Consider the following 24,100-nt stretch of genomic DNA (forward strand, 5'->3'; position numbering starts at 1 on the left):
AGGATGGTTCTGGGATTATTTGCGTTCATGAAGGTGGTTATGGGCCGGATCAGCGGCCAAGACAAACGGTCAATTCCCGGCCATCTGCAAGGGAATGGCCGTCAGATAGCTGGAAGAAACCCAACCCTCAAGATCGCCCCCTTCGGTTCGGACCAACGTCCAGTCACCCTTTTGCCGGATGATGCCCACCTCCTGATTGCGGGACAGGCGATCCAGAACCGGCGCGCTAAGAGAAGCCCCGTCACGCAGATTGAGGTTCCCGGCCGTGACCGAGGCGGTCATCACCGGAAGGTTCGTATCTACAGCGACCCTATGTGCCTGTGGTGCCGGGGATTTTACGGGGACACGCACGAAAACTGGTGCCGCATCTGCCTTGGCAGGTTCGGCCTGCAGGCCGGAACGCAGGGGAGCGTCACCGGATCCGCCGATCAGCAGCGTACCGTACACGCAGGCACATAGGAAAAGGGTCATGCGGATCATCGGGGGAACCTCCGTATCGGCAGTATTTCGCCTGTATACCATATAAATCGCAAAAACGTGAAAAGGTTCCATGATCAGCCGGGCGCTGTTGCGAAGGGCTGGACCGGGCCTTCGCCGCACCGTAGGAGAGAGGAATGACCGATGACGTTGATGAACCCGCCGCCCTGACCTTTGAACCCCTGTCGCGCGCCATTGGTGAGCGGTATCTGACCTATGCCCTGTCGACGATCATGAACCGCGCATTGCCCGATGCGCGGGACGGGTTGAAGCCGGTCCATAGGCGAATCCTGTATGCGATGCGCGAACTGCGGCTGTCGCCCACGGGGGGCTTTCGAAAATCGGCCAAGATTTCCGGCGACGTTATGGGGAACTATCACCCCCATGGCGATGCGGCGATTTATGATGCGATGGCGCGCCTGGCGCAGGATTTCAACGTCCGCTATCCGTTGGTCGATGGTCAGGGCAATTTCGGCAATATTGACGGGGACAACCCTGCGGCCAGCCGGTACACCGAGGCCCGGCTGACGGCGATAGCCGAGACCTTGATGGACGGGCTGGCGGAAAACGCGGTAGATTACCGGGCCAATTACGACGGGACGCTGGAAGAGCCTGTGGTGATGCCAGCGGCCTTTCCGAACCTGCTGGCCAATGGTTCATCGGGTATCGCGGTGGGTATGGCGACCAATATTCCGCCGCACAACCTGCACGAATTGATCGATGCCTGTCAGGCGATGATCCGCGATCCCGAACTGTCGGACGAGGCGCTGGTGGATCTGGTGCCCGGACCGGATTTTCCGACCGGTGGCACGATCGTGGAGCCGCGGCACGCCATTGCCGATGCCTATCGCACGGGGCGGGGGGCGTTTCGCCTGCGCGCCAAGTGGGAGAAGGAGGATCTGGGCCGTGGCAACTGGCAGATCGTCGTTACCGAAATTCCCTATCAGGTGCAGAAATCCAAACTGATCGAGCGCCTGGCCGAGCTGATTCATACGCGCAAGATACCGATTCTGGCCGATGTGCGCGATGAATCGGCAGATGATATCCGGATCGTGCTGGAGCCGCGTGCGCGCACGGTGGAGCCGGATATGCTGATGGGAATGCTGTTCAAAAATTCCGACCTTGAAACGCGTTTCAGCCTGAACATGAACGTACTGATCGACGGCCGTGTGCCGAAGGTCTGCTCTTTGAAAGAGGTTCTACGCGCATTTCTGGATCATCGCCGCGAAGTTCTTATGCGTCGGAGCCAGCACCGGCTGGACAAGATCGACCATCAGCTGGAAGTGCTTGAGGGCCTGATTACCGCGTTCCTGAACTTGGATCGTGTGATCGACATCATCCGCTATGACGAAAGCCCGAAGCGGGCCCTGATGGCCGAGGATTGGAATTCCAGCCCTGCGAAAGCCACGTCCGAAGAGGATTATGTCGGCCCCGGCGAAGGGCCGGGCAGTTTGTCCGAGGTGCAGGCCGAAGCTATTCTGAACCTTCGGCTTAGGTCCCTGCGGCGGCTGGAGGAGATGGAGCTTCTGGCCGAGCGGGATGCCCTGACGCTTGAGCGGGCGGATCTGATTGCCTTGCTGGAAAGCCCGGCAAGGCAATGGAAGGCGATCGGCAAGGAGCTGGCAGGGATCCAGAAGACTTTCGGCAAATCCACCGCCCTCGGGGCACGCCGCAGTACGTTTGCCGAGGCGGGGATCGTCGAGGATGTTCCGCTGGAGGCAATGATCGAACGCGAACCGATTACCGTGATCTGTTCGAAGATGGGCTGGATCCGTGCGATGAAGGGGCATGTGTCCCTGGATTCGGATGTGAAGTTCAAGGACGGCGATGGCCCCCGGTTCATGCTGCATGCGGAAACGACGGATAAGCTGCTGGTCATAGGGTCAAACGGGCGGTTCTACACGCTGATCGGGGCCAATCTGCCGGGCGGTCGGGGCATGGGCGATCCTGTGCGCCTGATGGTGGATCTGCCGAATGAGGTGGAGATTACCGATCTGATCATCTGGCGCCCCGGTGAGAAATGGCTGATTGCCTCCACCGCAGGGGATGGTTTCATTCTGCCTTCGGACGAGGCGCTGGCCCAGACCAAAGCGGGCAAGGCTGTGCTGACGGTCAAGGATGGTGTGCAGACCGCCTTGGTGCGTCGTGTGGCGGGTGACCACGTGGCCGTGGTGGGCGACAACCGCAAGGTGTTGGTCTTTCCGCTGGCCGAACTGCCGGAAATGCCTCGCGGCAAGGGTGTCCGTTTACAAAAATACAAGGACGGCGGCCTGTCCGATGCGATCACCTTCAATATTGCCGACGGCCTGTCATGGCAGATGGAGGGCGGTCGGACCCGTCGGGAACCCGATATGTCCGAATGGTCCGGTGCGCGCGCGACCGCTGGTCGTATGGCGCCGCGCGGCTTCCCCCGTGACAACCGTTTCTGATCCATGCGACATGGGCAGACTTTCAATCCCGGCCCGACTTGAATGGAGTACCCCATGCTGATCCGCCTTTTCGTTTTGTGTGCCGGTCTGGCCACCCTGTCGGCCTGCGGGGGAAGCGACCTTCAGGATCCCCCCGTGGATATGGGGAATTTCCGGTTGGGCCTGAATATTGCCGTGGCGGATAAAGCCGAAAAGGTTCCGATTTCACGGACCGCGACGCCGGATGAATGGGAAGAAGCCATGCGCAAGGCGGTGGATGATCGCTTTGGCCGCTATGCGGGATCACGGCTGTACAACATCGGAATCAGCGTCGACGGATATGCATTGGCCCCTCCGGGTGTGCCGGTGCTGCTGGCCCCGAAGTCCGTGCTGGTGATTACCGCCAACGTCTGGGACGATGCGGAACAGAAGAAGCTGAACGACGAGGGTCGCCAGATCACCGTATGGGAAGAGGGCGGGGCCAGCGTAATCGGCACTGGCCTTACCCGCGGGCGTGATCGCCAGATGGAGGTTCTGTCCTATAACGCCGTGAAAAAGGTCGAGGAATGGTTCCTGACCCATCCGGAGTGGTTCGATATCAAGAGTGCGGCCCCTACCTCCGAGGCGGCACAGGCAGCCCCTCCGGGCAGACCGGCAACAACAGACACACAAGCACTGCCTGTTGTGAACTGATACTTGATTTACAGGCTGCTGATGGCTATTTCGGCGCGGTGTAATAGGGCCCGATGGGCGGGCCCTCAAGAACCGAGGCCCCGTCATGGCAAAGGCAAAGTTTGAACGTAATAAACCGCACGTCAACATCGGCACGATCGGCCACGTTGACCACGGCAAGACGACGCTGACGGCGGCGATCACGAAGTACTTCGGTGACTTCCGTGCATACGACCAGATCGATGGTGCACCTGAAGAGAAAGCCCGCGGGATCACGATCTCGACGGCTCACGTCGAGTACGAGACGGAAACCCGTCACTACGCGCACGTCGACTGCCCCGGCCACGCTGACTATGTTAAGAACATGATCACCGGTGCTGCGCAGATGGACGGCGCGATCCTGGTTGTTAACGCTGCTGACGGCCCGATGCCGCAAACGCGTGAGCACATCCTGCTGGGCCGTCAGGTCGGCATCCCCTACATGGTTGTGTACCTGAACAAGGTTGACCAGGTAGATGATGAAGAGCTGCTGGAACTGGTCGAGATGGAAGTGCGTGAGCTTCTGTCCTCGTACGACTACCCGGGCGACGACATTCCGATCATCAAGGGTTCGGCTCTTGCTGCGATGGAAGGCCGTGATCCTGAAATCGGCGAGAACTCGATCCGCGCGCTGCTGGCAGCCGTTGACGAATACATCCCGACGCCGGCACGTGCTGTTGACCAGCCGTTCCTGATGCCGGTTGAGGACGTGTTCTCGATCTCGGGTCGTGGTACCGTTGCAACGGGCCGTATCGAGCGTGGCGTTGTCAAGGTCGGCGAAGAAGTCGAGATCGTGGGTATCCGCGACACGAAGAAAACCGTCTGCACAGGCGTAGAGATGTTCCGCAAGCTGCTCGATCAGGGCGAAGCTGGCGACAACGTCGGTCTGCTGCTGCGCGGTGTTGATCGTGAAGGCATCGAGCGCGGCCAGGTTCTGTGCAAACCCGCATCGGTCAAGCCGCACACGAAGTTCGAAGCAGAAGCCTACATCCTCACGAAAGAGGAAGGTGGCCGTCACACGCCGTTCTTCGCGAACTACCGTCCGCAATTCTACTTCCGTACGACTGACGTTACGGGCACGGTAGAGCTGCCGGAAGGCACTGAAATGGTCATGCCGGGCGACAACCTGAAGTTCAACGTCGAACTGATCGCCCCGATCGCCATGGAAGAAAAACTGCGCTTCGCCATCCGTGAAGGCGGCCGTACCGTCGGCGCAGGCGTCGTTTCCAAAATTATCGCTTAATTCACCGCGATTCTAACGCATAAAGGGCCGCTTCCGGGAAGGAGGCGGCCCTTTTTTAAACTGCTGTGATTATGTGCGAAGCGCATAACAGGATTGCAGTATGTCAAGTTAGGCCCAATGTCTACGTTAGCCACTGATAGTAATGGGAAATCTTGACAAGCTAGTTAGCGATAACAAGTTCGGCACCGTTTTTGTGCGCACCAAGCCCTGTTAAATTCGTATCTGATGTTCATATTTGTTGGGACGGCAACGAAGCCGACCCAATTACTACTAGGATATATCAGATGAAACGCATTGCTATTATCGCCGCCCTTACACTTGCAACAGCAGCTTCGGCAAACGCTGCTGCACCGACCCTCAGCTCCAATGCTCAGGTGACCTTGTCGACCCTGGCGCCCCAGCTTGAAGAAAGCTCGTTGGACGTATTGCAAATCAAACGTATCAACCGTGCTGTCGTATCGGACGAAGGCCTAGGTGAGCCGGAACTGCGCAACATCCTGCGTAACTGATCTGACCAAGATTTGAAAAGAGCCGCCCTTAACGGGCGGCTTTTGTATTGGTTCCCGAAATAATTTGATCCTTTTGTGTGAACCAAAATGCGAAAAGCGACGTTTACCCATCGTAGCCGCCATCGAGCGGATCGAAACCAGCGCAATAACCTTGTGCCCTAGAAGATGGGAAGACACTATGAAGACGTTCGCATTGACCGCCGCCACCGCTGTTATTCTCGCTGTAACAGGTGCTGCCTCTGCCCAGACGGCTGCACCGGGGGATAAGCCGCTTTCATCGGGTGCGGTAGAGCAGCTGCGCAGTTTGAAGCCGGAGCTGGATCTGAAGAGCCTTACACCGATTCAGGTTAATGAAATCAACCGTGAAGTCGAGACTGATGGTCTGACTGATAGCGAGCTGATCGATATCTTGGAAACTATGTGAGAACCGCATCAAATAGAGACTGAGTGAAGCCGCCCCCAGAGGGCGGCTTTTGTACATCGCATCTGTGGCAGATGAACAGCCGATGTGGGGCTATCCTACAACCAATTCTTAAGCCTCATGCTTTGCAAGGTGGATGTAGGTGTGCCGCTACCGTCAGTGGTCCGAGGTCGTATTGCACTACAAGGCTGTAACAATGCTCACAGTGAACAGATAAATGCCGAAAAATGGCTTCTTAAAACAGGTTCTATGTTCAGTTTAATGTCGCTTTATGCGACTGGCTACGCTCCTGTTTAATTATAAGTATATGTAAAATATTACAAATATATAATGTTACAGGTGTTCACGGCAATGATGGCACGAGTTGTTTGCCGTAGGTCTTCATAAAAGGCGCCAGTTATTTATATTGAGTAACAGAACACGCAAAGACTCTTGATCTGATATAGTATAAGGAAACGACCTATGAAACGCATCGCCATCATCGCTGCCTTGGCTCTTACTGCCGCCGCTTCGGCAAATGCTGCTGTGCCCACATTGAGCTCCAACGCGCAGGTTACATTGTCAACGCTGGCACCGCAGCTTGACGAAGGTTCTTTGGATAGCCTTCAGATCAAAAGCATCAATCGCGCTGTTGGTTCGGACAATGGTCTGGATAAGTCGGATTTGCAAAGCATCGTTCGTAACTGATCCACTATCAATACTTTTAAAGAGCCGCCTTTCGAGGCGGCTTTTTTCATTTGTTGTGCGACGTTTTCTGAAATTTTCATCTATTCAAAATATGAGGCATAACTTGCCTCAATCATATTTACGCTCATTGTGCAGTACGCTCTGCCCCTAATCTTATGATCGCAGAAACGCGAATTCATGGATTTTGAAACGTATATATTTTGGCTTTAATCTGACGGATCATTGTAACAAATATCACGAGCGTACGTGATCTGAGGTAAAACAGGGTGAATCTCTACAATTAATACACTAATTATGATGATTTTATGGGCAAATAAGTGCAAATACGATATGTAACCTATTGATATTACGATATTTGTTTTTTGTGTTTCATGTTCTCACGCAAACGAAATGATGAGTTGTCCGCTCGTAGGCTTCTTAAATCGAGGCGAAGGTATATATTGATGCTCATAGAGAAAACAAAACGAACAGACTGAAGGAATAGAAAATGAAACATATCGCAATCATCGCTGCCTTGGCTCTTGCTGCTGCATCTTCGGCTAATGCTGCTACCCCGACGCTCAGCTCCAATGCGCAGGTAACGCTTTCGACCTTGGCACCTGAACTTGATACAGACTCGCTCGATACACTGCAGGTAAAGCGTTTGAACCGTGCAGTTGTTTCGGATGAGGGGCTGAACCATTCCGAACTGCAGACAATTCTGCGGAATTGATACGTTTCACATGAATTTGTCGAAGGCCGCTCTGAATGAGCGGCCTTTTTGTTTTGAAGATCGTATTTTTATCTGAACCAAATCATGTGGAGTGGCGTTGTCTATTCATAATCGTAATGAAGCGAATTGAATAAGACGCCAATACGGCGTGAAACAGATTGGAACAGATTATGAAAACCTTTGCCATGACGACTGCCGCTGCTCTTTTTGCCGTTGCAACGGCTGCTTCGGCCCAGAATGCGGCACCCGGTGATTTGCAGCTTTCCTCCGGCGCCATCGAGCAACTGATGGAGCTGAAGCCTGATCTGGACATCGGTAGCCTGAGCGCGATCCAGATCAACGAGGTCAACCGCAAGGTCGATGATGGCGGCCTGACAGATGGCGAGCTGATCACGATTCTCGAAACCATGTGATCCGAGCGAACAAGATATATTGCTGGGCCGTCCTTCGGGGCGGCCCTATCTATTTTGCCGCTTGCCAACATCGATACATTCGCCTAGGTAAGCGCGCAGTAGGAGTTTAGCTCAGTTGGTAGAGCATCGGTCTCCAAAACCGAGGGTCGTGGGTTCGAGTCCCCCAACTCCTGCCATTTTCCTCTTTGCCTTGAACTTCGGCAATGAAACGGGTATCCGCCCGAATACGTGAGAGGGAAATCGCATGGCAAATCCGATCCAATTCGTTCAGCAGGTTCGTACCGAAGTAGGTAAGGTCGTTTGGCCAACGCGCCGCGAGGTCGTTCTGACAACGGTTATGGTGCTTGTTCTGGCGGCACTGACGGCAACGTTCTTTTCGCTGATCGACGTGTCGATCCGTATGACACTGAGCGCGATTCTCAGCGCATTCTGATCCGGCAAGACCAGATTCTTCCTTGTCATCGCGGGTAGGGAAAGTTACTTCCCCCGCGATATAGGGCGTGCACGCAGCGATTCGGTTGCGTGCTGTTTTTTATTATCGGCGGAACAACCCGCTAACGACAGGATAGGTGGCTGGCATGGCGAAGCGTTGGTATTCGGTGAGCGTCCTCTCGAATTTCGAGAAGAAAATTGCCGAGCAAATCAAGCAAGCTGTGATTGAGGCGGGTCTCGAGGACGAGATCGAAGAAGTTCTGGTGCCCACCGAAGAGGTGCTGGAAGTTCGTCGCGGCAAGAAAGTCACAAGCGAGCGTCGCTTCATGCCCGGATATGTTCTGGTGCGCATGGAAATGACGAACAAGGGGTATCACCTGATCACCTCCATCAACCGTGTGACGGGCTTCCTTGGTCCGCAGGGCCGTCCGATGGCCATGCGTGACAGCGAGGTCAATGACATGTTGAACCGCACTGACGCCGCGGGCGAGGCCGCACAGCCGCGCAGCCTGATCCGTTACGATATTGGTGAGACGGTGAATGTGACCGACGGCCCGTTCGAGGGCTTTGCCGGGCAGGTCGAGGACGTCGATGACGAGAACTCGCGTCTGAAAGTCACCGTTTCGATCTTCGGGCGTGCAACGCCTGTCGAACTGGAATTCACTCAGGTGTCGAAAAACACCTGAGCGACCGCGTGGGAGGCCTGTCATGGGCCGAACCACTAAACCGTGTCTTCGGGCACTGTGAAAAAGGAGAGGCCAGATGGCCAAGAAGATTATTGGGCAGCTGAAGCTGCAAGTTAAGGCGGGCCAAGCCAACCCGTCCCCGCCCGTCGGCCCTGCACTGGGTCAGCGCGGTCTGAACATCATGGCCTTCGTGAAGGAATTCAACGCGAAGACCGCTGATGTCGAGCCGGGCACGCCGACGCCGGTCATCATCACCTATTACCAGGACAAGTCGTTCAGCCTCGAGCTGAAGACCGCACCTGCTTCGTACCTGCTGAAAAAGGCTGCCGGCCTTCCTTCGGTTGGCAAGCGTAACCGTCCGCGGGGTGCCGAGAAGCCCGGTCGTGACGTTGCGGGTAACGTGACCGTCGCACAGGTGCGCCAGATCGCCGAAGCGAAAATGAAAGACCTGAACGCCAACAGCGTTGAAGCTGCTATGCAGATCATCCTGGGGTCGGCCCGGTCTTGCGGTATCGAGGTCAAGGGGTAAGTCATGGCACTTGGTAAACGTACAAAAACCGCTCGTGTTGCGTTCGAAGGCAAAAACCTGATTTCCGTCGAGGAAGCAGTAAAGCTGATCAAGGGCGCGGCGTCGGCGAAATTCGACGAAACACTCGAAATCGCAATGAACCTCGGTGTTGATCCGCGCCACGCAGACCAGATGGTTCGCGGTGTGGTCACCCTGCCGAACGGCACGGGCAAAACCGTCCGTGTTGCAGTGTTCGCACGCGGCGCAAAAGCTGACGAAGCAACCGCTGCCGGTGCCGACATCGTTGGCGCAGAAGACCTGATGGAATCGATCCAATCGGGCAAGATCGAGTTCGACCGTTGCATCGCAACGCCGGACATGATGCCGCTGGTGGGTCGTTTGGGTAAGATCCTCGGACCGCGCAACCTGATGCCGAACCCCAAGGTCGGTACTGTGACGATGGACGTGAAATCGGCCGTCGAAGCAGCCAAAGGTGGCGAAGTCCAGTTCAAGGTCGAAAAAGCCGGCGTTATCCACGCAGGTATTGGCAAGGTTTCCTTCGACGAGGCGAAACTGGCTGAAAACGTTCGCGCCTTTGTTGGTGCCGTGTCGCGCGCACGCCCGGCAGGTGCCAAGGGTACCTATGTGAGCAAGGTGTCGCTGTCCTCGACCATGGGTCCGGGCGTGGCACTGGATCTGGCTTCGGCTTCGGGCAACTGATCCGGCCATTACGGGGAAGGGGCCGTCGCATCGGGGATGCGGCGGCCCTTTTCTTTTGCGGCAAAGGGTTGGCAAGCCATATCCTGTGCTCTATAGCAGCACCTTGCAGCTGTTGCGCGATTCGTCGTGTCATGCTGCATTCGTCCTAGACGGTGGGTGCGGCGCAAACCGCTTAATTTCCTGCCTGAGATGGGTTGTCGAGACTGAACTTCCGTGGCTTGCCTCGGGTGATCTAGGCCTCGGGACCCTGTTGGGATCCGAACGTTCCTTCCTTTTATGGAAGTGAACACAATTGAGCCGGGGGGAGACCCCCATACTTGGAGTGAACCTGTGGATAGAGCCCAGAAAGAGCAAGTGGTCGAGGAACTCGGCCAGATCTTCGAAAGCTCTGGCGTAGTGGTCGTTGCCCACTATGCAGGTCTGACAGTTGCACAGATGCAGGATCTTCGGGGGCGCCTGCGCGCCGTCGGTGGTTCGGTACGCGTTGCCAAGAACAAGCTCGCCAAGATCGCCCTAGAAGGAAAGCCCGCGTCCGCGATGGGTGACCTGCTTACGGGTATGACTGTTTTCGCCTATTCCGATGACCCTGTTGCTGCGGCAAAGGTTGCGGAAGACTATGCTAAGACGACGGAGAAATTCGTCATTCTTGGTGGAGCCATGGGTGAAATGATCCTGGACCCGGCCGGTGTGAAAGCCGTGGCCGCCCTGCCGTCGCGTGAAGAGCTTATCGCTTCGATCGTCGGCTGCATCGGTGCGCCCGCCTCGAACATCGCTGGTGCCATTGGCGCGCCTGCTTCGAACATCGCCGGCATCCTCTCCACCTTGGAGGAGCGGGAAGCCGCCTGAGCGACAACCGACCTGTGTGGTTGAAATATACCGCGTTGGAACCCATCTTATTGAACGGAACAGAACATGGCTGATCTGAAAGCACTCGCTGAGCAAATCGTGAACCTCACGCTGCTGGAAGCGCAAGAACTGAAAACCATCCTGAAAGACGAGTACGGCATCGAGCCAGCTGCCGGTGGCGCTGTCATGATGGCTGGCCCGGCTGCAGCTGGTGAAGCTGAAGAAGAAAAAACCGAATTCGACGTTGTCCTGACGGACGCTGGCGCGAACAAGATCAACGTGATCAAGGAAGTTCGCGGCATCACCGGTCTTGGCCTGAAAGAAGCCAAGGACTTGGTCGAAGCCGGTGGCAAGATCAAAGAAGGCGTAGCGAAAGCTGAAGCCGAAGAAATGAAGAAAAAGCTGGAAGCAGCTGGCGCTAAAGCCGAGCTGAAGTAATCCGGCCGATGCTGTCTGGCATCGTCGCATAACGAAAAGGCTGGGTCCGAGATTTTCGGGCCCAGCCGAACCTGTCTTGGAGGGGGCTTTTGCGAAAGCTCCGCCCAAGGCGCGGTTTAAGGTTCGGGAGCTTGCCGGTGGGACGGCGGGCATGAATGGAACCTAACCCCCTGCTTCGCAAGCGGCGCGCGCCCGGTCCCCGACGGACGCACGCCCGCGAGACACGAAAGGTGACCTTGAGCATGGCTCAGAGCTACATTGGCCAGAAGCGCATCCGCCGTTACTTCGGAAAAATCCGTGAAGTTCTGGAAATGCCGAACCTTATCGAGGTTCAGAAGTCGTCCTATGATCTGTTCCTGAGGTCGGGTGAAGGCCCCAAGGCGACCGATGGTGAAGGTATTCAGGGTGTTTTCCAGTCGGTTTTCCCGATCAAGGACTTCAACGAAACCTCCGTTCTGGAGTTCGTGAAATACGAACTCGAGAAGCCCAAATACGACGTGGACGAGTGCCAGCAGCGCGACATGACATATGCCGCGCCGTTGAAGGTTACCCTGCGTCTGATCGTATTTGATGTCGACGAGACTTCGGGCAACCGCTCGGTCAAGGACATCAAGGAACAGGACGTCTACATGGGCGACATGCCCTTGATGACGACCAACGGGACCTTTGTCATCAATGGGACCGAGCGTGTCATCGTTTCCCAGATGCACCGCTCGCCGGGCGTGTTCTTCGACCACGACAAAGGCAAGACGCACTCCTCGGGTAAGCTGTTGTTCGCTTGCCGGATCATTCCTTATCGTGGTTCGTGGCTCGATTTCGAATTCGACGCCAAGGATCTGGTGTTCGCACGCATCGACCGTCGCCGTAAACTTCCGGTTACGACCCTGCTGTATGCATTGGGTCTGGACCAGGAAGACATCATGTCGGCCTATTACGACACGGTGAACTACACCTATGTGAAGAACAAGGGCTGGGTAACCAAGTTCTTCCCTGATCGTATGCGCGGAACCCGTCCGGCATACGATGTGGTGGATGCCGCAACCGGCGAAGTGATCTGCAAGGCTGGCGAGAAGATGACTCCTCGCATGGTCAAGAAACTGATCGACGCTGGTGAGGTCAAGGAACTGCTGTTGCCGTTCGATCGTATCGTCGGCCGTTTCGTTGCCCGTGACATCATCAACGAGCAAACCGGTGAGATCTACGTCGAAGCCGGTGACGAGCTGACGATGGAATACGATCGTGACGGCGAAATCAAAGGCGGTTCGCTTCAGGTGCTGATGGAGCAGGGGATCACCGAGATTCCTGTTCTGGACATCGATGGCGTCAATGTTGGTCCGTATATCCGCAACACGATGGCGGCAGACAAGAACATGAACCGCGACGGCGCTTTGACCGATATCTATCGCGTCATGCGTCCGGGTGAGCCGCCGACCGTCGAAGCAGCGTCGAACCTGTTCCAGACCCTGTTCTTCGATTCCGAGCGTTATGACCTTTCCGCGGTGGGCCGCGTGAAGATGAACATGCGTTTGGATCTGGGCAAGCCGGACACGCAGCGTACGCTGGACCGTGAAGATATCCTGTCGTGCATCAAGGCCCTGACCGATCTGCGCGACGGCAAGGGCGAGATCGACGATATCGATCACTTGGGTAACCGTCGGGTTCGCTCGGTTGGCGAATTGATGGAAAACCAGTATCGCGTCGGCTTGCTGCGGATGGAGCGTGCGATCAAGGAGCGGATGTCTTCGGTCGAAATCGACACGATCATGCCGCAAGACCTGATCAACGCGAAACCTGCGGCGGCTGCCGTTCGTGAATTCTTCGGCTCCAGCCAGCTGTCGCAGTTCATGGACCAGACAAACCCGCTGTCCGAAGTGACCCACAAACGCCGTCTTTCGGCGCTTGGCCCGGGTGGTCTGACACGCGAACGTGCCGGCTTTGAGGTACGTGACGTTCACCCGACCCACTATGGCCGGATGTGTCCGATTGAAACGCCCGAAGGTCAGAACATCGGTCTGATCAACTCGCTGGCGACCTTTGCCCGTGTGAACAAATACGGCTTTATCGAAACGCCTTATCGCAAGGTTGTGGACGGCTTTGTGACCGACGACGTAGTCTATATGTCTGCCACCGAGGAAATGCGTCACACGGTTGCGCAGGCGAACGCGCAGCTGGACGAAAACGGCCGCTTTGTGAACGATCTGGTTTCCACCCGTCAGTCGGGCGAGTTCATGTTGAACCCGTCGGATGCGGTTGACCTGATCGACGTTTCGCCGAAACAGCTGGTTTCGGTGGCTGCCTCGCTAATTCCGTTCCTTGAAAACGACGATGCTAACCGGGCCCTGATGGGGTCGAACATGCAACGTCAGGCCGTGCCGCTGCTGCAGTCCGACGCACCCTATGTCGGAACCGGGATCGAGGCTGTCGTGGCCCGCGATTCGGGTGCTGCGATCATGGCGCGCCGTGCCGGTATCATCGATCAGGTCGATGCGACGCGGATCGTTGTCCGTGCGACGGAAATGCTGGAAGCGGGCGAGCCGGGCGTGGACATCTACCGTCTGCGCAAGTTCAAGCGTTCGAACCAGTCGTCCTGCATCAACCAACGCCCGCTGGTGAAAGTTGGCAGTGAGGTTGTCCGTGGTGAGGTTATCGCTGACGGTCCGAACACCGATATGGGTGAACTGGCGCTTGGCCGGAACGTGGTCGTCGCGTTCATGCCCTGGAACGGCTACAACTACGAAGACTCCATCCTGATTTCCGAGCGGATCCTGAAGGATGACGTTTTCACCTCGATCCACATCGAGGAATATGAAGTTGCTGCCCGCGATACGAAGCTTGGGCCGGAAGAGATCACGCGCGACATCCCGAACGTAGGTGAAGAAGCCCTGCGCAATCTGGACGAAGCCGGGATCGTGTACATCGGTGCTGAAGTTCAGCCTGGCGACATTCTGGTTGGCAAGATCACGCCCAAGGGTGAAAGCCCGATGACGCCGGAGGAGAAACTGCTCCGCGCCATCTTCGGTGAAAAGGCTTCTGACGTTCGTGACACCTCGTTGCGTTTGCCTCCGGGTGCTTTCGGGACGATCGTCGAAGTGCGGGTCTTCAACCGTCACGGCGTCGACAAGGACGAGCGTGCGCTGCAGATCGAGCGGGAAGAAGTCGAACGTCTGTCGCGTGACCGTGACGACGAGCTGGCAATTCTTGACCGTAACATCTACTCGCGTCTGCGCACCTTGCTGTTGGGCAAGACGGCGGTCAAAGGTCCGAAAGGCGTCAAGACGAACTCGACCATCGATGCCGAGCTGCTGAACACGCTGTCGCGTGGCCAGTGGTGGCAACTGGCGATCGGCGAAGAAGCCGAAGCCAAGGATGTCGAAGCGCTGCACGAGCAATACGAGGCGCAGAAGCGTCAGCTCGATCACCGTTTCGAGGATAAGGTCGAAAAGGTCCGTCGTGGTGACGATCTGCCTCCGGGCGTGATGAAAATGGTCAAGGTGTTCGTGGCGGTGAAGCGCAAGCTGCAGCCGGGCGACAAGATGGCCGGGCGTCACGGCAACAAGGGTGTTATCTCCAAGGTCGTTCCGATCGAGGATATGCCGTTCCTTGCTGACGGAACCATGGTCGATCTGGTGCTGAACCCGCTTGGCGTTCCATCGCGGATGAACGTCGGTCAGATTCTGGAAACCCACATGGGTTGGGCCGCACGCGGTCTGGGGATCAAGATCGACGAAGCCCTGCAGGAATACCGTCAGAAGGGGGACATGACCCCGGTGAAGGATGCCCTGCGCATTGCCTATGGCGATGAGACGTTCGAAGCGGCTTTCGAAGGCCGTGAGGACGAGGACATCCTCGAGATGGCCGGCACGGTGACCCGAGGTGTTCCGATCGCGACACCGGTATTCGACGGCGCGAAAGAGCCGGATGTGAACGATGCGCTCCGTCGCGCGGGCTTCAACGAATCCGGTCAGTCGATCGTCTTCGATGGCCGCTCCGGAGAGCAGTTCACGCGTCCGGTGACTGTCGGCGTCAAGTACATGCTGAAGCTGCACCACCTTGTGGATGACAAGCTGCACGCGCGTTCTACTGGCCCATACAGCCTTGTGACGCAGCAGCCGCTTGGTGGTAAGGCGCAGTTCGGTGGTCAGCGTCTGGGTGAGATGGAGGTCTGGGCACTGGAAGCCTATGGCGCCGCCTACACCCTGCAAGAGATGCTGACGGTCAAGTCGGATGACGTGGCTGGCCGGACCAAGATGTACGAAAGCATCGTGAAGGGTGAGGACAACTTCGACGCCGGCGTGCCGGAGTCGTTCAACGTTCTCGTCAAAGAGGTCCGTGGTCTCGGCCTCAACATGGAACTCCTGGATTCGGAGGAAGAGTGAGGGCGGTCTCGCCCCACTCACCCCAACCCTGTTTTAAGGACACAAGATGAACCAGGAACTGAGCACAAATCCGTTCAATCCGGTGGCCCCCGTCCGGACCTTCGACGAAATCAAGATCTCTCTGGCCTCGCCAGAGCGGATTCTGTCGTGGTCCTATGGTGAGATCAAGAAGCCGGAAACCATCAACTACCGTACGTTCAAGCCGGAGCGGGACGGTCTGTTCTGCGCGCGGATCTTCGGGCCGATCAAGGACTACGAATGTCTGTGCGGCAAATATAAACGCATGAAGTATCGCGGCGTCGTCTGCGAGAAGTGCGGTGTTGAAGTTACGCTGCAGAAGGTCCGCCGTGAGCGGATGGGCCATATCGAACTGGCATCGCCGGTTGCGCATATCTGGTTCCTCAAGTCGTTGCCGTCGCGCATCGGCCTGATGCTGGATATGACGCTGCGGGATCTGGAGCGTATCCTCTACTTTGAAAACTACGTCGTCATCGAGCCGGGTCTCACCGATCTGACCTATGCGCAAATGCTGACGGAAGACGAATACCTCGACGCGCAGGACCAGTATGGCGCAGACGCTTTCACCGCGAACATCGGTGCCGAAGCGATCCGTGAAATGCTGTCCGCGATCGATCTGCAGGCAACAGCCGACCAGCTGCGCGAAGACCTGAAGGAAGCAACCGGCGAACTGAAGCCGAAGAAGATCATCAAGCGCCTGAAGATCGTCGAAAGCTTCCTTGAATCGGGCAACCGCCCCGAGTGGATGATCCTGACGGTGCTGCCGGTTATCCCGCCGGAACTGCGTCCGCTGGTTCCGCTGGATGGTGGCCGTTTCGCAACGTCGGATCTGAACGATCTTTACCGCCGGGTCATCAACCGGAACAACCGTCTGAAGCGCCTGATCGAGCTTCGTGCGCCCGATATCATCGTGCGGAACGAAAAGCGGATGCTGCAGGAAGCTGTGGACGCGCTGTTCGACAACGGCCGTCGCGGCCGCGTGATCACGGGCACCAACAAGCGCCCGCTGAAATCGCTGTCGGATATGCTGAAGGGCAAACAGGGTCGTTTCCGTCAGAACCTCTTGGGTAAACGGGTCGACTTCTCGGGCCGTTCGGTCATTGTGACGGGGCCGGAGCTGAAGCTGCACCAGTGCGGTCTGCCGAAGAAAATGGCGCTGGAGCTGTTCAAGCCCTTCATCTATTCACGTCTGGAGGCCAAGGGCCTGTCCAGCACCGTGAAGCAGGCGAAGAAGCTGGTTGAAAAAGAGCGTCCCGAAGTTTGGGACATTCTTGATGAAGTGATCCGCGAACACCCGGTTCTGCTGAACCGCGCGCCGACACTGCACCGTCTTGGTATTCAGGCGTTCGAGCCGATCCTGATCGAAGGCAAGGCGATTCAGCTGCACCCGCTGGTCTGTTCGGCCTTCAACGCCGACTTTGACGGTGACCAGATGGCTGTTCACGTTCCTCTGTCGCTGGAAGCCCAGCTTGAGGCACGCGTTCTGATGATGTCGACGAACAACGTTCTGTCGCCAGCCAACGGCGCGCCTATCATCGTTCCGTCGCAGGATATGGTGCTTGGTCTGTACTACACGACCATGCAGCGTGACGGGATGAAGGGCGAAGGCATGATCTTTGCTTCGGTTGACGAAGTGGAGCACGCCCTTGCTGCGGGTGAGGTGCATCTGCACGCCAAGATCACGGCGCGTATCCGTCAGATCGACGATGACGGCATCGAAATCGTGAAGCGTTACGAAACCACGCCGGGCCGTCTGCGTTTGGGCAACCTGTTGCCGCTGAATGCCAAGGCTCCATTCGAACTGGTAAACCGCCTTCTGCGTAAGAAGGACGTCCAGAACGTTATCGACACCGTCTACCGCTATTGCGGTCAGAAAGAGTCGGTCATCTTCTGCGACCAGATCATGGGCATGGGTTTCCGCGAGGCGTTCAAAGCCGGTATCTCGTTCGGTAAGGACGACATGCTGATCCCTGAATCCAAGTGGGAAATCGTGAACGAAGTTCGGGATCAGGTGAAAGATTTCGAACAGCAGTACATGGACGGTCTGATCACTCAGGGCGAGAAGTACAACAAGGTTGTCGATGCATGGTCGAAGTGCAACGACAAGGTGACCGAGGCGATGATGACCACCATCTCCGCCACGCGTCATGACGAGAACGGCGCCGAAATGGAGCCGAACTCGGTGTACATGATGGCCCACTCCGGTGCTCGTGGCTCGGTTACGCAGATGAAACAGCTGGGCGGGATGCGCGGCCTGATGGCCAAGCCGAACGGCGAGATCATCGAGACGCCGATCATCTCGAACTTCAAGGAAGGTCTGACCGTTCTTGAATACTTCAACTCGACCCACGGTGCCCGGAAGGGTCTGTCGGATACCGCGTTGAAAACGGCGAACTCGGGTTACCTGACACGCCGTCTGGTGGACGTGGCACAGGACTGCATCGTGCGTTCGCATGATTGCGGAACCGATCAGGCGATCACGGCTTCGGCTGCGATCAACGACGGTGAAGTGGTCGCGGCCCTGGCCGAGCGCGTACTGGGCCGTGTTGCTGCGGATGATATCTTCGTTCCGGGCACCGATGAGGTGCTTGTTGCGCAGGGTGAGCTGATCGACGAGCGCAAGGCCGATGCAATCGACCAGGCGAACGTGGCATCGGTTCGTATCCGCAGCCCGCTGACCTGTGAGGCCGAAGAGGGCGTTTGCGCCATGTGCTACGGCCGTGACCTTGCACGGGGTACGCTGGTCAACCAGGGCGAAGCAGTGGGTATCATCGCTGCCCAGTCCATCGGTGAGCCGGGTACGCAGCTGACGATGCGGACATTCCACATCGGCGGTGTTGCCCAGGGTGGCCAGCAGTCCTTCCTCGAAGCCTCGCAAGAAGGTCGTGTAGAGTTGCGCAACGCCAACCTGCTGGAAAACGCAGCAGGCGAGAACGTGGTGATGGGCCGTAACATGCAACTGGTCATCATTGATGACGCAGGGCAGGAGCGGGCTTCGCACAAGATCACTTACGGCACGAAAATGCACGTAAAGGATGGCGACATCATCAAGCGCGGCACCAAGCTGGTCGAATGGGACCCCTATACCCTTCCGATCATCGCGGAGCGGTCCGGTACAGCACGCTTCGTCGACCTTGTTCCCGGTCTGTCGGTCCGCGAGGATACCGATGACGCGACGGGCATGAGCCAGCGGATCGTAACGGACTGGCGTTCGGCGCCGAAAGGCAACGAGCTGAAGCCGGAAATCATCATCATGGATCCGGAAACCGGTGAACCGATGCGTGGTGACGGTGGCAATCCGATCTCCTATCCGATGTCGGTCGATGCGATTCTGTCGGTCGAGGACGGTCAGGAAATCAAGGCCGGTGACGTAGTAGCCCGTATTCCGCGTGAAGGCGCGCGGACGAAGGATATTACCGGTGGTCTGCCGCGTGTTGCGGAACTGTTCGAAGCCCGTCGTCCGAAGGACCACGCCATCATCGTCGAGCATGACGGTTATGTGCGCTTCGGCAAGGACTACAAGAACAAGCGCCGCATCACGATCGAGCCCGTCGATGAAAGCCTTGCCGCGGTCGAATACATGGTGCCGAAAGGCAAGCACATTCCGGTGCAGGAAGGCGACTTCGTGCAGACGGGTGACTACATCATGGACGGCAACCCGGCACCGCACGACATCCTGCGGATTCTGGGGATCGAGGCGCTGGCCAACTACATGATCGACGAAGTGCAGGAGGTTTACCGACTGCAGGGCGTTAAGATCAACGACAAGCACATTGAGGTTATCGTTCGGCAGATGCTGCAGAAGTTCGAGATCCTTGATTCCGGTGAAACGACACTGCTCAAAGGCGAGCATGTCGATAAATCGGAGCTTGACGAGGTCAACGAGAAGGCGATCGCGCATAACCTGCGTCCGGCTTCCGGCGAACCGATCCTGCTGGGTATCACCAAGGCGTCGCTGCAGACACGCAGCTTCATCTCGGCGGCATCCTTCCAGGAAACCACCCGCGTGCTGACCGAGGCTTCGGTTCAGGGCAAACGCGACAAGCTGGTTGGTCTGAAAGAGAACGTGATCGTCGGTCGCCTGATCCCGGCAGGGACGGGTGGTGCGACAAGCCGCGTCAAGCAGATCGCGACGAAGCGGGACCAGACGGTCATCGACGCTCGCCGCAGCGCTGCCGAGGAAGCTGCCGCACTGGCTGCCCCCGAAGCATCCGCAGCCGGAAACGACTGATCTGCCATCACAGTTACGGAAGAGCCCCCGCAAGGGGGCTTTTTCATGCGCGGGAGCTGTGCCACATTCGCGCAACGCTAACGGAGACCAAATTGACCGTTCAAGTTCTCGGGCTTTGCCGCTTTTCGCTTCTGGTCGATGGCGGGTTCCAGACCATGCATGACAGCCTCGATGCACGTCGAACGATGTTATATGACCCGGAGCGGCTGGAGCTGCGGTTTGCCTGGTTCGAACAGGTATGTCTGCCGGCCCTTCGGATGCAGAGCGATCCGGATTACACATTGGTATTGCTGACGGGCCAGGATCTGCCCGACGCGGCGCTGGAACGATTGCGCGCGTTGACCGCTGATATTCCGCAGATCGTTCTGGTGCAGGAGAAGCCTGCCCGCCACCGGGTGGTCTGCCGCCATGCCATGCAGCGCCTGATCGACCCGGCGGCTGAGGCCGTCGTCCAGTTCCGTCTGGACGATGACGATGCCATTGCGGTGGATTTCGTTGCACGGCTGCGCGGGGATTTCGGGCAGGGCAGGGGCATCTTCGATCAGTACCGCCGTTTGTATATCGATTATTCCAAAGGCTTTGCGCTGCTGACCCCACCGGAGGGGGTCGAGGTCATCGCCCAGATCGCCGAGCGTATGTCGGTAGGCCTCGCGGTTGTTCTTGACCCCGAGGATGAGGCGTGCGTCATGGACTTCGGTCACCACCGTGTGCATCAGTTCATGCCGGGACTTACCTTTCAGGACAGTTACATGTACCTGCGTGGCAAGCATGCGACGAATGACAGTACCAAGGGCATGTATCGTCACGAAGGGCTCGCGATCGACCAGAATCCCGAAGAGCTGCCGGCCATTCTGAGCGAGCGGTTCGGGATCGATCTGGCTGCGGCCGAAGGTGTGCTGCTGCGCAGCCCTTGTTGACAAGGGCGCCGACTCCTCGTATACGCCGCGCTACCGAATTGCGGGTTTTGCCCCGCCGCGACGGAACTAACGGTTTTGAAGTGGTCATGATCCGGGCATATCTCGCCTCGATCCTCTGAGATTCTACCGCGTCATTCCTTTTCAGGGATGTATGCGGTTTTGGCGTTTCATAGCTATGGAATGCCCTGAGCTGGCGCCCCCCGAAAGGATCCGGGCAGGCGTAAACGAAACAGGAAGCACGGGGAACCGAATGCCGACGATCCAACAGCTAATCCGCAAACCGCGGGAGCCGAAGAAAACACGTTCCAAGTCGCAGCACTTGGAATCATGCCCGCAAAAACGCGGCGTGTGCACGCGCGTTTACACGACGACACCGAAGAAACCGAACTCCGCTATGCGGAAAGTGGCGAAGGTTCGCCTCACCAACGGGTTTGAGGTGATTTCGTACATTCCGGGCGAAAAGCACAACCTGCAAGAGCACTCGGTCGTGCTCATCCGCGGCGGCCGGGTCAAAGACCTTCCGGGCGTCCGTTACCATATCCTGCGCGGCGTACTTGATACGCAAGGCGTGAAAGACCGTCGTCAACGCCGTTCGAAATACGGCGCGAAACGTCCGAAGTGAGGTTCTGAGAGATGTCCCGTCGTCACGCCGCCGAAAAGCGCGAAATCCTTCCCGATGCCAAGTTTGGTGATCGGGTTCTAACGAAATTCATGAATAACCTGATGGTCGACGGCAAGAAGTCGACTGCAGAGACGATCGTGTACAACGCATTGGACCGGGTCGAAGCCCGCCTGAAGCGCGAGCCGATCGAAGCGTTCCACGAAGCGCTTGAGAACGTGAAGCCGTCCGTCGAGGTGCGTTCGCGCCGCGTTGGTGGTGCTACGTATCAGGTGCCGGTCGAGGTGCGTGTCGAGCGTCGTGAAGCACTGGCAATCCGCTGGTTGATCATCGCCGCTCGCAAGCGCAACGAGAACACCATGGAAGAGCGTCTGGCTGCCGAGCTTTCGGACGCCGTGAACAACCGTGGCACCGCTGTGAAAAAACGCGAAGACACGCACAAGATGGCCGATGCTAACAAAGCATTCAGCCATTATCGCTGGTAACCCTTAGCCTGAGGACCGACCCAATGGCACGCGACTACCCGCTGCAAAGATACCGCAACTTCGGGATCATGGCCCATATCGACGCCGGTAAAACGACGACGACTGAGCGGATCCTGTTCTACACCGGAAAGTCCCACAAGATCGGTGAGGTGCATGACGGCGCCGCAACGATGGACTGGATGGAGCAGGAGCAGGAGCGTGGCATCACGATCACCTCGGCTGCGACCACCACTTTCTGGCAACGTCAGGAAGATCCGACTGCCGAAGGCACGTCGGATACGAAGTTCCGCTTCAACATCATCGACACCCCCGGCCACGTTGACTTCACGATCGAAGTCGAGCGTTCGCTGGCGGTGCTGGACGGTGCGATCTGTCTGCTCGACGCCAACGCAGGTGTCGAGCCGCAGACCGAGACCGTCTGGCGTCAGGCCGACCGCTACAAGGTTCCGCGGATCGTGTTCGTCAACAAGATGGACAAGATCGGTGCCGACTTCTTCAACTGCGTGAAGATGATCAAGGACCGTACCGGCGCGACCCCGTGCCCGATCGCACTGCCGATCGGCGCCGAGGACAAGCTGGAAGGCATCATCGACCTGATCAAGATGGAAGAATGGGTGTGGGAAGGTGAAGACCTTGGCGCATCCTGGGTCCGTAAGCCCATCCGTGACGACCTGAAGGGCCTTGCCGACGAATGGCGCGCCAACATGGTCGAACTGGCTGTGGACATGGACGATGCGGCCATGGAAGCCTACCTGGAGGGCAACGAGCCCGACGAGGCGACCCTGCGCAAGCTGATCCGTAAAGGCACTCTGTCCCTGACCTTCGTTCCGGTTACTGCCGGTTCGGCGTTCAAGAACAAGGGCGTTCAGCCGCTGTTGAACTCCGTCATCGACTTCCTGCCGTCTCCGCTGGACGTTCCGGCTTACCTCGGCTTCGCCCCCGGCGATGAAACCGAGACCCGTAACATCGAGCGTTCGGCTGATGACAACATGCCCTTCTCGGGCCTGGCGTTCAAAATCATGAACGACCCCTTCGTGGGTTCCTTGACCTTCACACGCATCTATTCCGGCATCCTGCGTAAGGGTGACCAGATGATCAACTCGACGAAGAACCGCAAGGAACGCGTCGGGCGGATGATGATGATGCACGCCATCAACCGTGAAGAGATCGAAGAAGCCTATGCAGGCGACATCATCGCGCTGGCTGGTCTGAAGGATACGACCACCGGTGACACCCTGTGCGATCCGGCAAGCCCGGTCGTTCTGGAAACGATGACGTTCCCCGAGCCGGTGATCGAGATCGCGATCGAGCCGAAGTCTAAAGCTGACCAGGAAAAGATGGGCCTCGCCCTTCAGCGCCTGTCGGCAGAAGACCCCTCGTTCCGTGTAGAAACCGATTTCGAGTCGGGCCAGACGATCATGCGCGGCATGGGCGAACTTCACCTCGACATTCTCGTCGACCGTATGCGTCGCGAATTCAAGGTCGAGGCGAACATCGGTGCGCCGCAGGTGGCTTATCGCGAAACGATTTCGCGTGAAGCAGAGATCGATTACACGCACAAGAAACAGACCGGTGGTACCGGCCAGTTCGCGCGCGTGAAACTCGTCATCACACCGACAGAGCCGGGCGAAGGTTACTCGTTCGATTCGAAAATCGTTGGTGGTACCGTTCCGAAGGAATACATCCCGGGTGTCGAAAAAGGCATCAAGTCGGTCATGGACTCCGGTCCGCTGGCAGGCTTCCCGGTTATCGACTTCAAGGTTGCACTGATCGACGGTGCTTTCCACGATGTCGACTCCTCGGTTCTTGCGTTCGAAATCGCGGCACGTGCCGGGATGCGCGAAGGCATGAAAAAAGCGGGCGCCAAGCTGCTTGAGCCTATCATGAAAGTCGAAGTTGTGACGCCGGAAGAATACACCGGTTCGATCATCGGCGACCTGACCTCGCGTCGGGGTATGGTTCAGGGGCAGGACAGCCGCGGAAATGCCAACGTCATTACGGCAATGGTTCCGCTGGCAAACATGTTCGGCTACATCAACAACCTGCGCTCCATGTCGTCTGGTCGTGCCGTGTTCTCGATGACCTTCGATCACTACGAAGCTGTTCCTCAGAATATCTCGGACGAAATCCAGAAGAAATACGCGTAAACGGTGTGGCGGGGGTCTTCCCCGCCCTACCACTTTCCGGCCGGGTGTTGTAAACGCTCGGTCAATCAAGTAGGGCGGGGCTTTCCCGCCGCACCG

At 57.4% G+C, this 24,100-nt stretch carries 21 protein-coding genes and 1 tRNA gene; 21 read left to right on the top strand and 1 reads right to left on the bottom strand.

Going from position 1 to position 24,100, the window contains the following annotated elements; all coding sequences use genetic code 11:
• Nucleotides 1-69: 69 nt before the first annotated feature.
• Nucleotides 70-480: an SH3 domain-containing protein gene (locus TR36_RS08570; RefSeq protein ID WP_045391816.1), complete on the bottom strand. Its 411-nt coding sequence runs from the start codon at nucleotides 478-480 to the stop codon at nucleotides 70-72.
• 134 nt (nucleotides 481-614) lie between these two features.
• Between TR36_RS08570 and TR36_RS08575 the strand changes: the two genes are divergently transcribed.
• From TR36_RS08575 to fusA, 21 genes are all read left to right on the top strand, one after another.
• Nucleotides 615-2,906, top strand: a complete 2,292-nt coding sequence (locus TR36_RS08575) for a DNA topoisomerase IV subunit A (RefSeq protein ID WP_062763032.1) — start codon at nucleotides 615-617, stop codon at nucleotides 2,904-2,906.
• Nucleotides 2,907-2,960: 54 nt separating this feature from the next.
• Nucleotides 2,961-3,578 carry a hypothetical protein gene (locus TR36_RS08580; protein WP_062763034.1) on the top strand — a complete coding sequence of 206 codons (618 nt, stop codon included), beginning with the start codon at nucleotides 2,961-2,963 and terminating at the stop codon, nucleotides 3,576-3,578.
• 85 nt (nucleotides 3,579-3,663) lie between these two features.
• Nucleotides 3,664-4,839: an elongation factor Tu gene (gene tuf, locus TR36_RS08585; protein ID WP_062763036.1), complete on the top strand. Its 1,176-nt coding sequence runs from the start codon at nucleotides 3,664-3,666 to the stop codon at nucleotides 4,837-4,839.
• A 284-nt stretch (nucleotides 4,840-5,123) separates the two neighbouring features.
• Nucleotides 5,124-5,348 carry a hypothetical protein gene (locus TR36_RS08590; RefSeq protein ID WP_045391807.1) on the top strand — a complete coding sequence of 75 codons (225 nt, stop codon included), beginning with the start codon at nucleotides 5,124-5,126 and terminating at the stop codon, nucleotides 5,346-5,348.
• Nucleotides 5,349-5,526: 178 nt separating this feature from the next.
• Nucleotides 5,527-5,772 carry a hypothetical protein gene (locus tag TR36_RS08595; RefSeq protein ID WP_045391804.1) on the top strand — a complete coding sequence of 82 codons (246 nt, stop codon included), beginning with the start codon at nucleotides 5,527-5,529 and terminating at the stop codon, nucleotides 5,770-5,772.
• Nucleotides 5,773-6,231: 459 nt separating this feature from the next.
• On the top strand, nucleotides 6,232-6,456 hold the full coding sequence (locus TR36_RS08600; RefSeq protein ID WP_045391801.1) for a hypothetical protein: 225 nt from the start codon (nucleotides 6,232-6,234) through the stop codon (nucleotides 6,454-6,456).
• 487 nt (nucleotides 6,457-6,943) lie between these two features.
• Nucleotides 6,944-7,168, top strand: coding sequence for a hypothetical protein (locus tag TR36_RS08605; protein ID WP_045391798.1), 225 nt, complete (start codon nucleotides 6,944-6,946; stop codon nucleotides 7,166-7,168).
• 170 nt (nucleotides 7,169-7,338) lie between these two features.
• The gene (locus tag TR36_RS08610) at nucleotides 7,339-7,581 is read left to right on the top strand and encodes a hypothetical protein (RefSeq protein ID WP_045391795.1); all 243 of its coding nucleotides are present in this window, start codon (nucleotides 7,339-7,341) and stop codon (nucleotides 7,579-7,581) included.
• A gap of 100 nt (nucleotides 7,582-7,681) precedes the next feature.
• A tRNA-Trp gene (locus TR36_RS08615) sits at nucleotides 7,682-7,757 on the top strand.
• Nucleotides 7,758-7,825: 68 nt separating this feature from the next.
• The gene (gene secE / locus TR36_RS08620; RefSeq protein ID WP_045391792.1) at nucleotides 7,826-8,014 is read left to right on the top strand and encodes a preprotein translocase subunit SecE; all 189 of its coding nucleotides are present in this window, start codon (nucleotides 7,826-7,828) and stop codon (nucleotides 8,012-8,014) included.
• A gap of 145 nt (nucleotides 8,015-8,159) precedes the next feature.
• Nucleotides 8,160-8,699 carry a transcription termination/antitermination protein NusG gene (nusG, locus tag TR36_RS08625; protein WP_045391789.1) on the top strand — a complete coding sequence of 180 codons (540 nt, stop codon included), beginning with the start codon at nucleotides 8,160-8,162 and terminating at the stop codon, nucleotides 8,697-8,699.
• 76 nt (nucleotides 8,700-8,775) lie between these two features.
• Nucleotides 8,776-9,228 (top strand): 50S ribosomal protein L11, encoded by a 453-nt coding sequence (rplK, locus tag TR36_RS08630; protein WP_045391786.1) that lies wholly within the window; start codon nucleotides 8,776-8,778, stop codon nucleotides 9,226-9,228.
• A gap of 3 nt (nucleotides 9,229-9,231) precedes the next feature.
• Nucleotides 9,232-9,927 (top strand): 50S ribosomal protein L1, encoded by a 696-nt coding sequence (gene rplA, locus TR36_RS08635; protein ID WP_045391783.1) that lies wholly within the window; start codon nucleotides 9,232-9,234, stop codon nucleotides 9,925-9,927.
• A gap of 330 nt (nucleotides 9,928-10,257) precedes the next feature.
• Nucleotides 10,258-10,773, top strand: coding sequence for a 50S ribosomal protein L10 (gene rplJ, locus TR36_RS08640; RefSeq protein WP_045391780.1), 516 nt, complete (start codon nucleotides 10,258-10,260; stop codon nucleotides 10,771-10,773).
• Nucleotides 10,774-10,839: 66 nt separating this feature from the next.
• Complete coding sequence (rplL, locus tag TR36_RS08645) at nucleotides 10,840-11,211, top strand: 50S ribosomal protein L7/L12 (protein WP_062763038.1); 372 nt, start codon at nucleotides 10,840-10,842, stop codon at nucleotides 11,209-11,211.
• Between the two features lie 242 nt (nucleotides 11,212-11,453).
• Nucleotides 11,454-15,587 (top strand): DNA-directed RNA polymerase subunit beta, encoded by a 4,134-nt coding sequence (gene rpoB, locus TR36_RS08650; RefSeq protein ID WP_045391774.1) that lies wholly within the window; start codon nucleotides 11,454-11,456, stop codon nucleotides 15,585-15,587.
• 46 nt (nucleotides 15,588-15,633) lie between these two features.
• Nucleotides 15,634-19,836: a DNA-directed RNA polymerase subunit beta' gene (gene rpoC / locus TR36_RS08655; protein ID WP_045391771.1), complete on the top strand. Its 4,203-nt coding sequence runs from the start codon at nucleotides 15,634-15,636 to the stop codon at nucleotides 19,834-19,836.
• A gap of 92 nt (nucleotides 19,837-19,928) precedes the next feature.
• Entirely contained in the window at nucleotides 19,929-20,753 is an 825-nt protein-coding gene (locus tag TR36_RS08660; protein WP_045391768.1) for a glycosyltransferase, read from the top strand.
• A 250-nt stretch (nucleotides 20,754-21,003) separates the two neighbouring features.
• Nucleotides 21,004-21,375 (top strand): 30S ribosomal protein S12, encoded by a 372-nt coding sequence (gene rpsL / locus TR36_RS08665; protein WP_045391765.1) that lies wholly within the window; start codon nucleotides 21,004-21,006, stop codon nucleotides 21,373-21,375.
• A gap of 11 nt (nucleotides 21,376-21,386) precedes the next feature.
• The gene (rpsG, locus tag TR36_RS08670; RefSeq protein ID WP_045391762.1) at nucleotides 21,387-21,857 is read left to right on the top strand and encodes a 30S ribosomal protein S7; all 471 of its coding nucleotides are present in this window, start codon (nucleotides 21,387-21,389) and stop codon (nucleotides 21,855-21,857) included.
• 23 nt (nucleotides 21,858-21,880) lie between these two features.
• Entirely contained in the window at nucleotides 21,881-24,004 is a 2,124-nt protein-coding gene (gene fusA / locus TR36_RS08675) for an elongation factor G (protein ID WP_045391759.1), read from the top strand.
• The last annotated feature ends 96 nt before the right edge of the window (nucleotides 24,005-24,100 follow it).

Origin of the sequence: Falsirhodobacter sp. alg1, from assembly GCF_000739715.2 — a bacterium.
Classification (GTDB): Bacteria; Pseudomonadota; Alphaproteobacteria; order Rhodobacterales; family Rhodobacteraceae; genus Falsirhodobacter.

Bases quoted from the DNA above. Each gene is read 5' to 3' on its own strand.
- TR36_RS08580 (WP_062763034.1), top strand. From the start codon at position 2,961: ATGCTGATCCGCCTTTTCGTTTTGTGTGCCGGTCTGGCCACCCTGTCG.
- rplK (WP_045391786.1), top strand. From the start codon at position 8,776: ATGGCCAAGAAGATTATTGGGCAGCTGAAGCTGCAAGTTAAGGCGGGC.
- rpoC (WP_045391771.1), top strand. From the start codon at position 15,634: ATGAACCAGGAACTGAGCACAAATCCGTTCAATCCGGTGGCCCCCGTC.
- TR36_RS08610 (WP_045391795.1), top strand. From the start codon at position 7,339: ATGAAAACCTTTGCCATGACGACTGCCGCTGCTCTTTTTGCCGTTGCA.
- nusG (WP_045391789.1), top strand. From the start codon at position 8,160: ATGGCGAAGCGTTGGTATTCGGTGAGCGTCCTCTCGAATTTCGAGAAG.
- tuf (WP_062763036.1), top strand. From the start codon at position 3,664: ATGGCAAAGGCAAAGTTTGAACGTAATAAACCGCACGTCAACATCGGC.
- secE (WP_045391792.1), top strand. From the start codon at position 7,826: ATGGCAAATCCGATCCAATTCGTTCAGCAGGTTCGTACCGAAGTAGGT.
- TR36_RS08600 (WP_045391801.1), top strand. From the start codon at position 6,232: ATGAAACGCATCGCCATCATCGCTGCCTTGGCTCTTACTGCCGCCGCT.
- TR36_RS08595 (WP_045391804.1), top strand. From the start codon at position 5,527: ATGAAGACGTTCGCATTGACCGCCGCCACCGCTGTTATTCTCGCTGTA.
- fusA (WP_045391759.1), top strand. From the start codon at position 21,881: ATGGCACGCGACTACCCGCTGCAAAGATACCGCAACTTCGGGATCATG.
- rpsG (WP_045391762.1), top strand. From the start codon at position 21,387: ATGTCCCGTCGTCACGCCGCCGAAAAGCGCGAAATCCTTCCCGATGCC.
- TR36_RS08605 (WP_045391798.1), top strand. From the start codon at position 6,944: ATGAAACATATCGCAATCATCGCTGCCTTGGCTCTTGCTGCTGCATCT.
- rplA (WP_045391783.1), top strand. From the start codon at position 9,232: ATGGCACTTGGTAAACGTACAAAAACCGCTCGTGTTGCGTTCGAAGGC.
- rplL (WP_062763038.1), top strand. From the start codon at position 10,840: ATGGCTGATCTGAAAGCACTCGCTGAGCAAATCGTGAACCTCACGCTG.
- TR36_RS08570 (WP_045391816.1), bottom strand. From the start codon at position 480: ATGATCCGCATGACCCTTTTCCTATGTGCCTGCGTGTACGGTACGCTG.
- rpoB (WP_045391774.1), top strand. From the start codon at position 11,454: ATGGCTCAGAGCTACATTGGCCAGAAGCGCATCCGCCGTTACTTCGGA.
- TR36_RS08590 (WP_045391807.1), top strand. From the start codon at position 5,124: ATGAAACGCATTGCTATTATCGCCGCCCTTACACTTGCAACAGCAGCT.
- TR36_RS08575 (WP_062763032.1), top strand. From the start codon at position 615: ATGACCGATGACGTTGATGAACCCGCCGCCCTGACCTTTGAACCCCTG.
- rpsL (WP_045391765.1), top strand. From the start codon at position 21,004: ATGCCGACGATCCAACAGCTAATCCGCAAACCGCGGGAGCCGAAGAAA.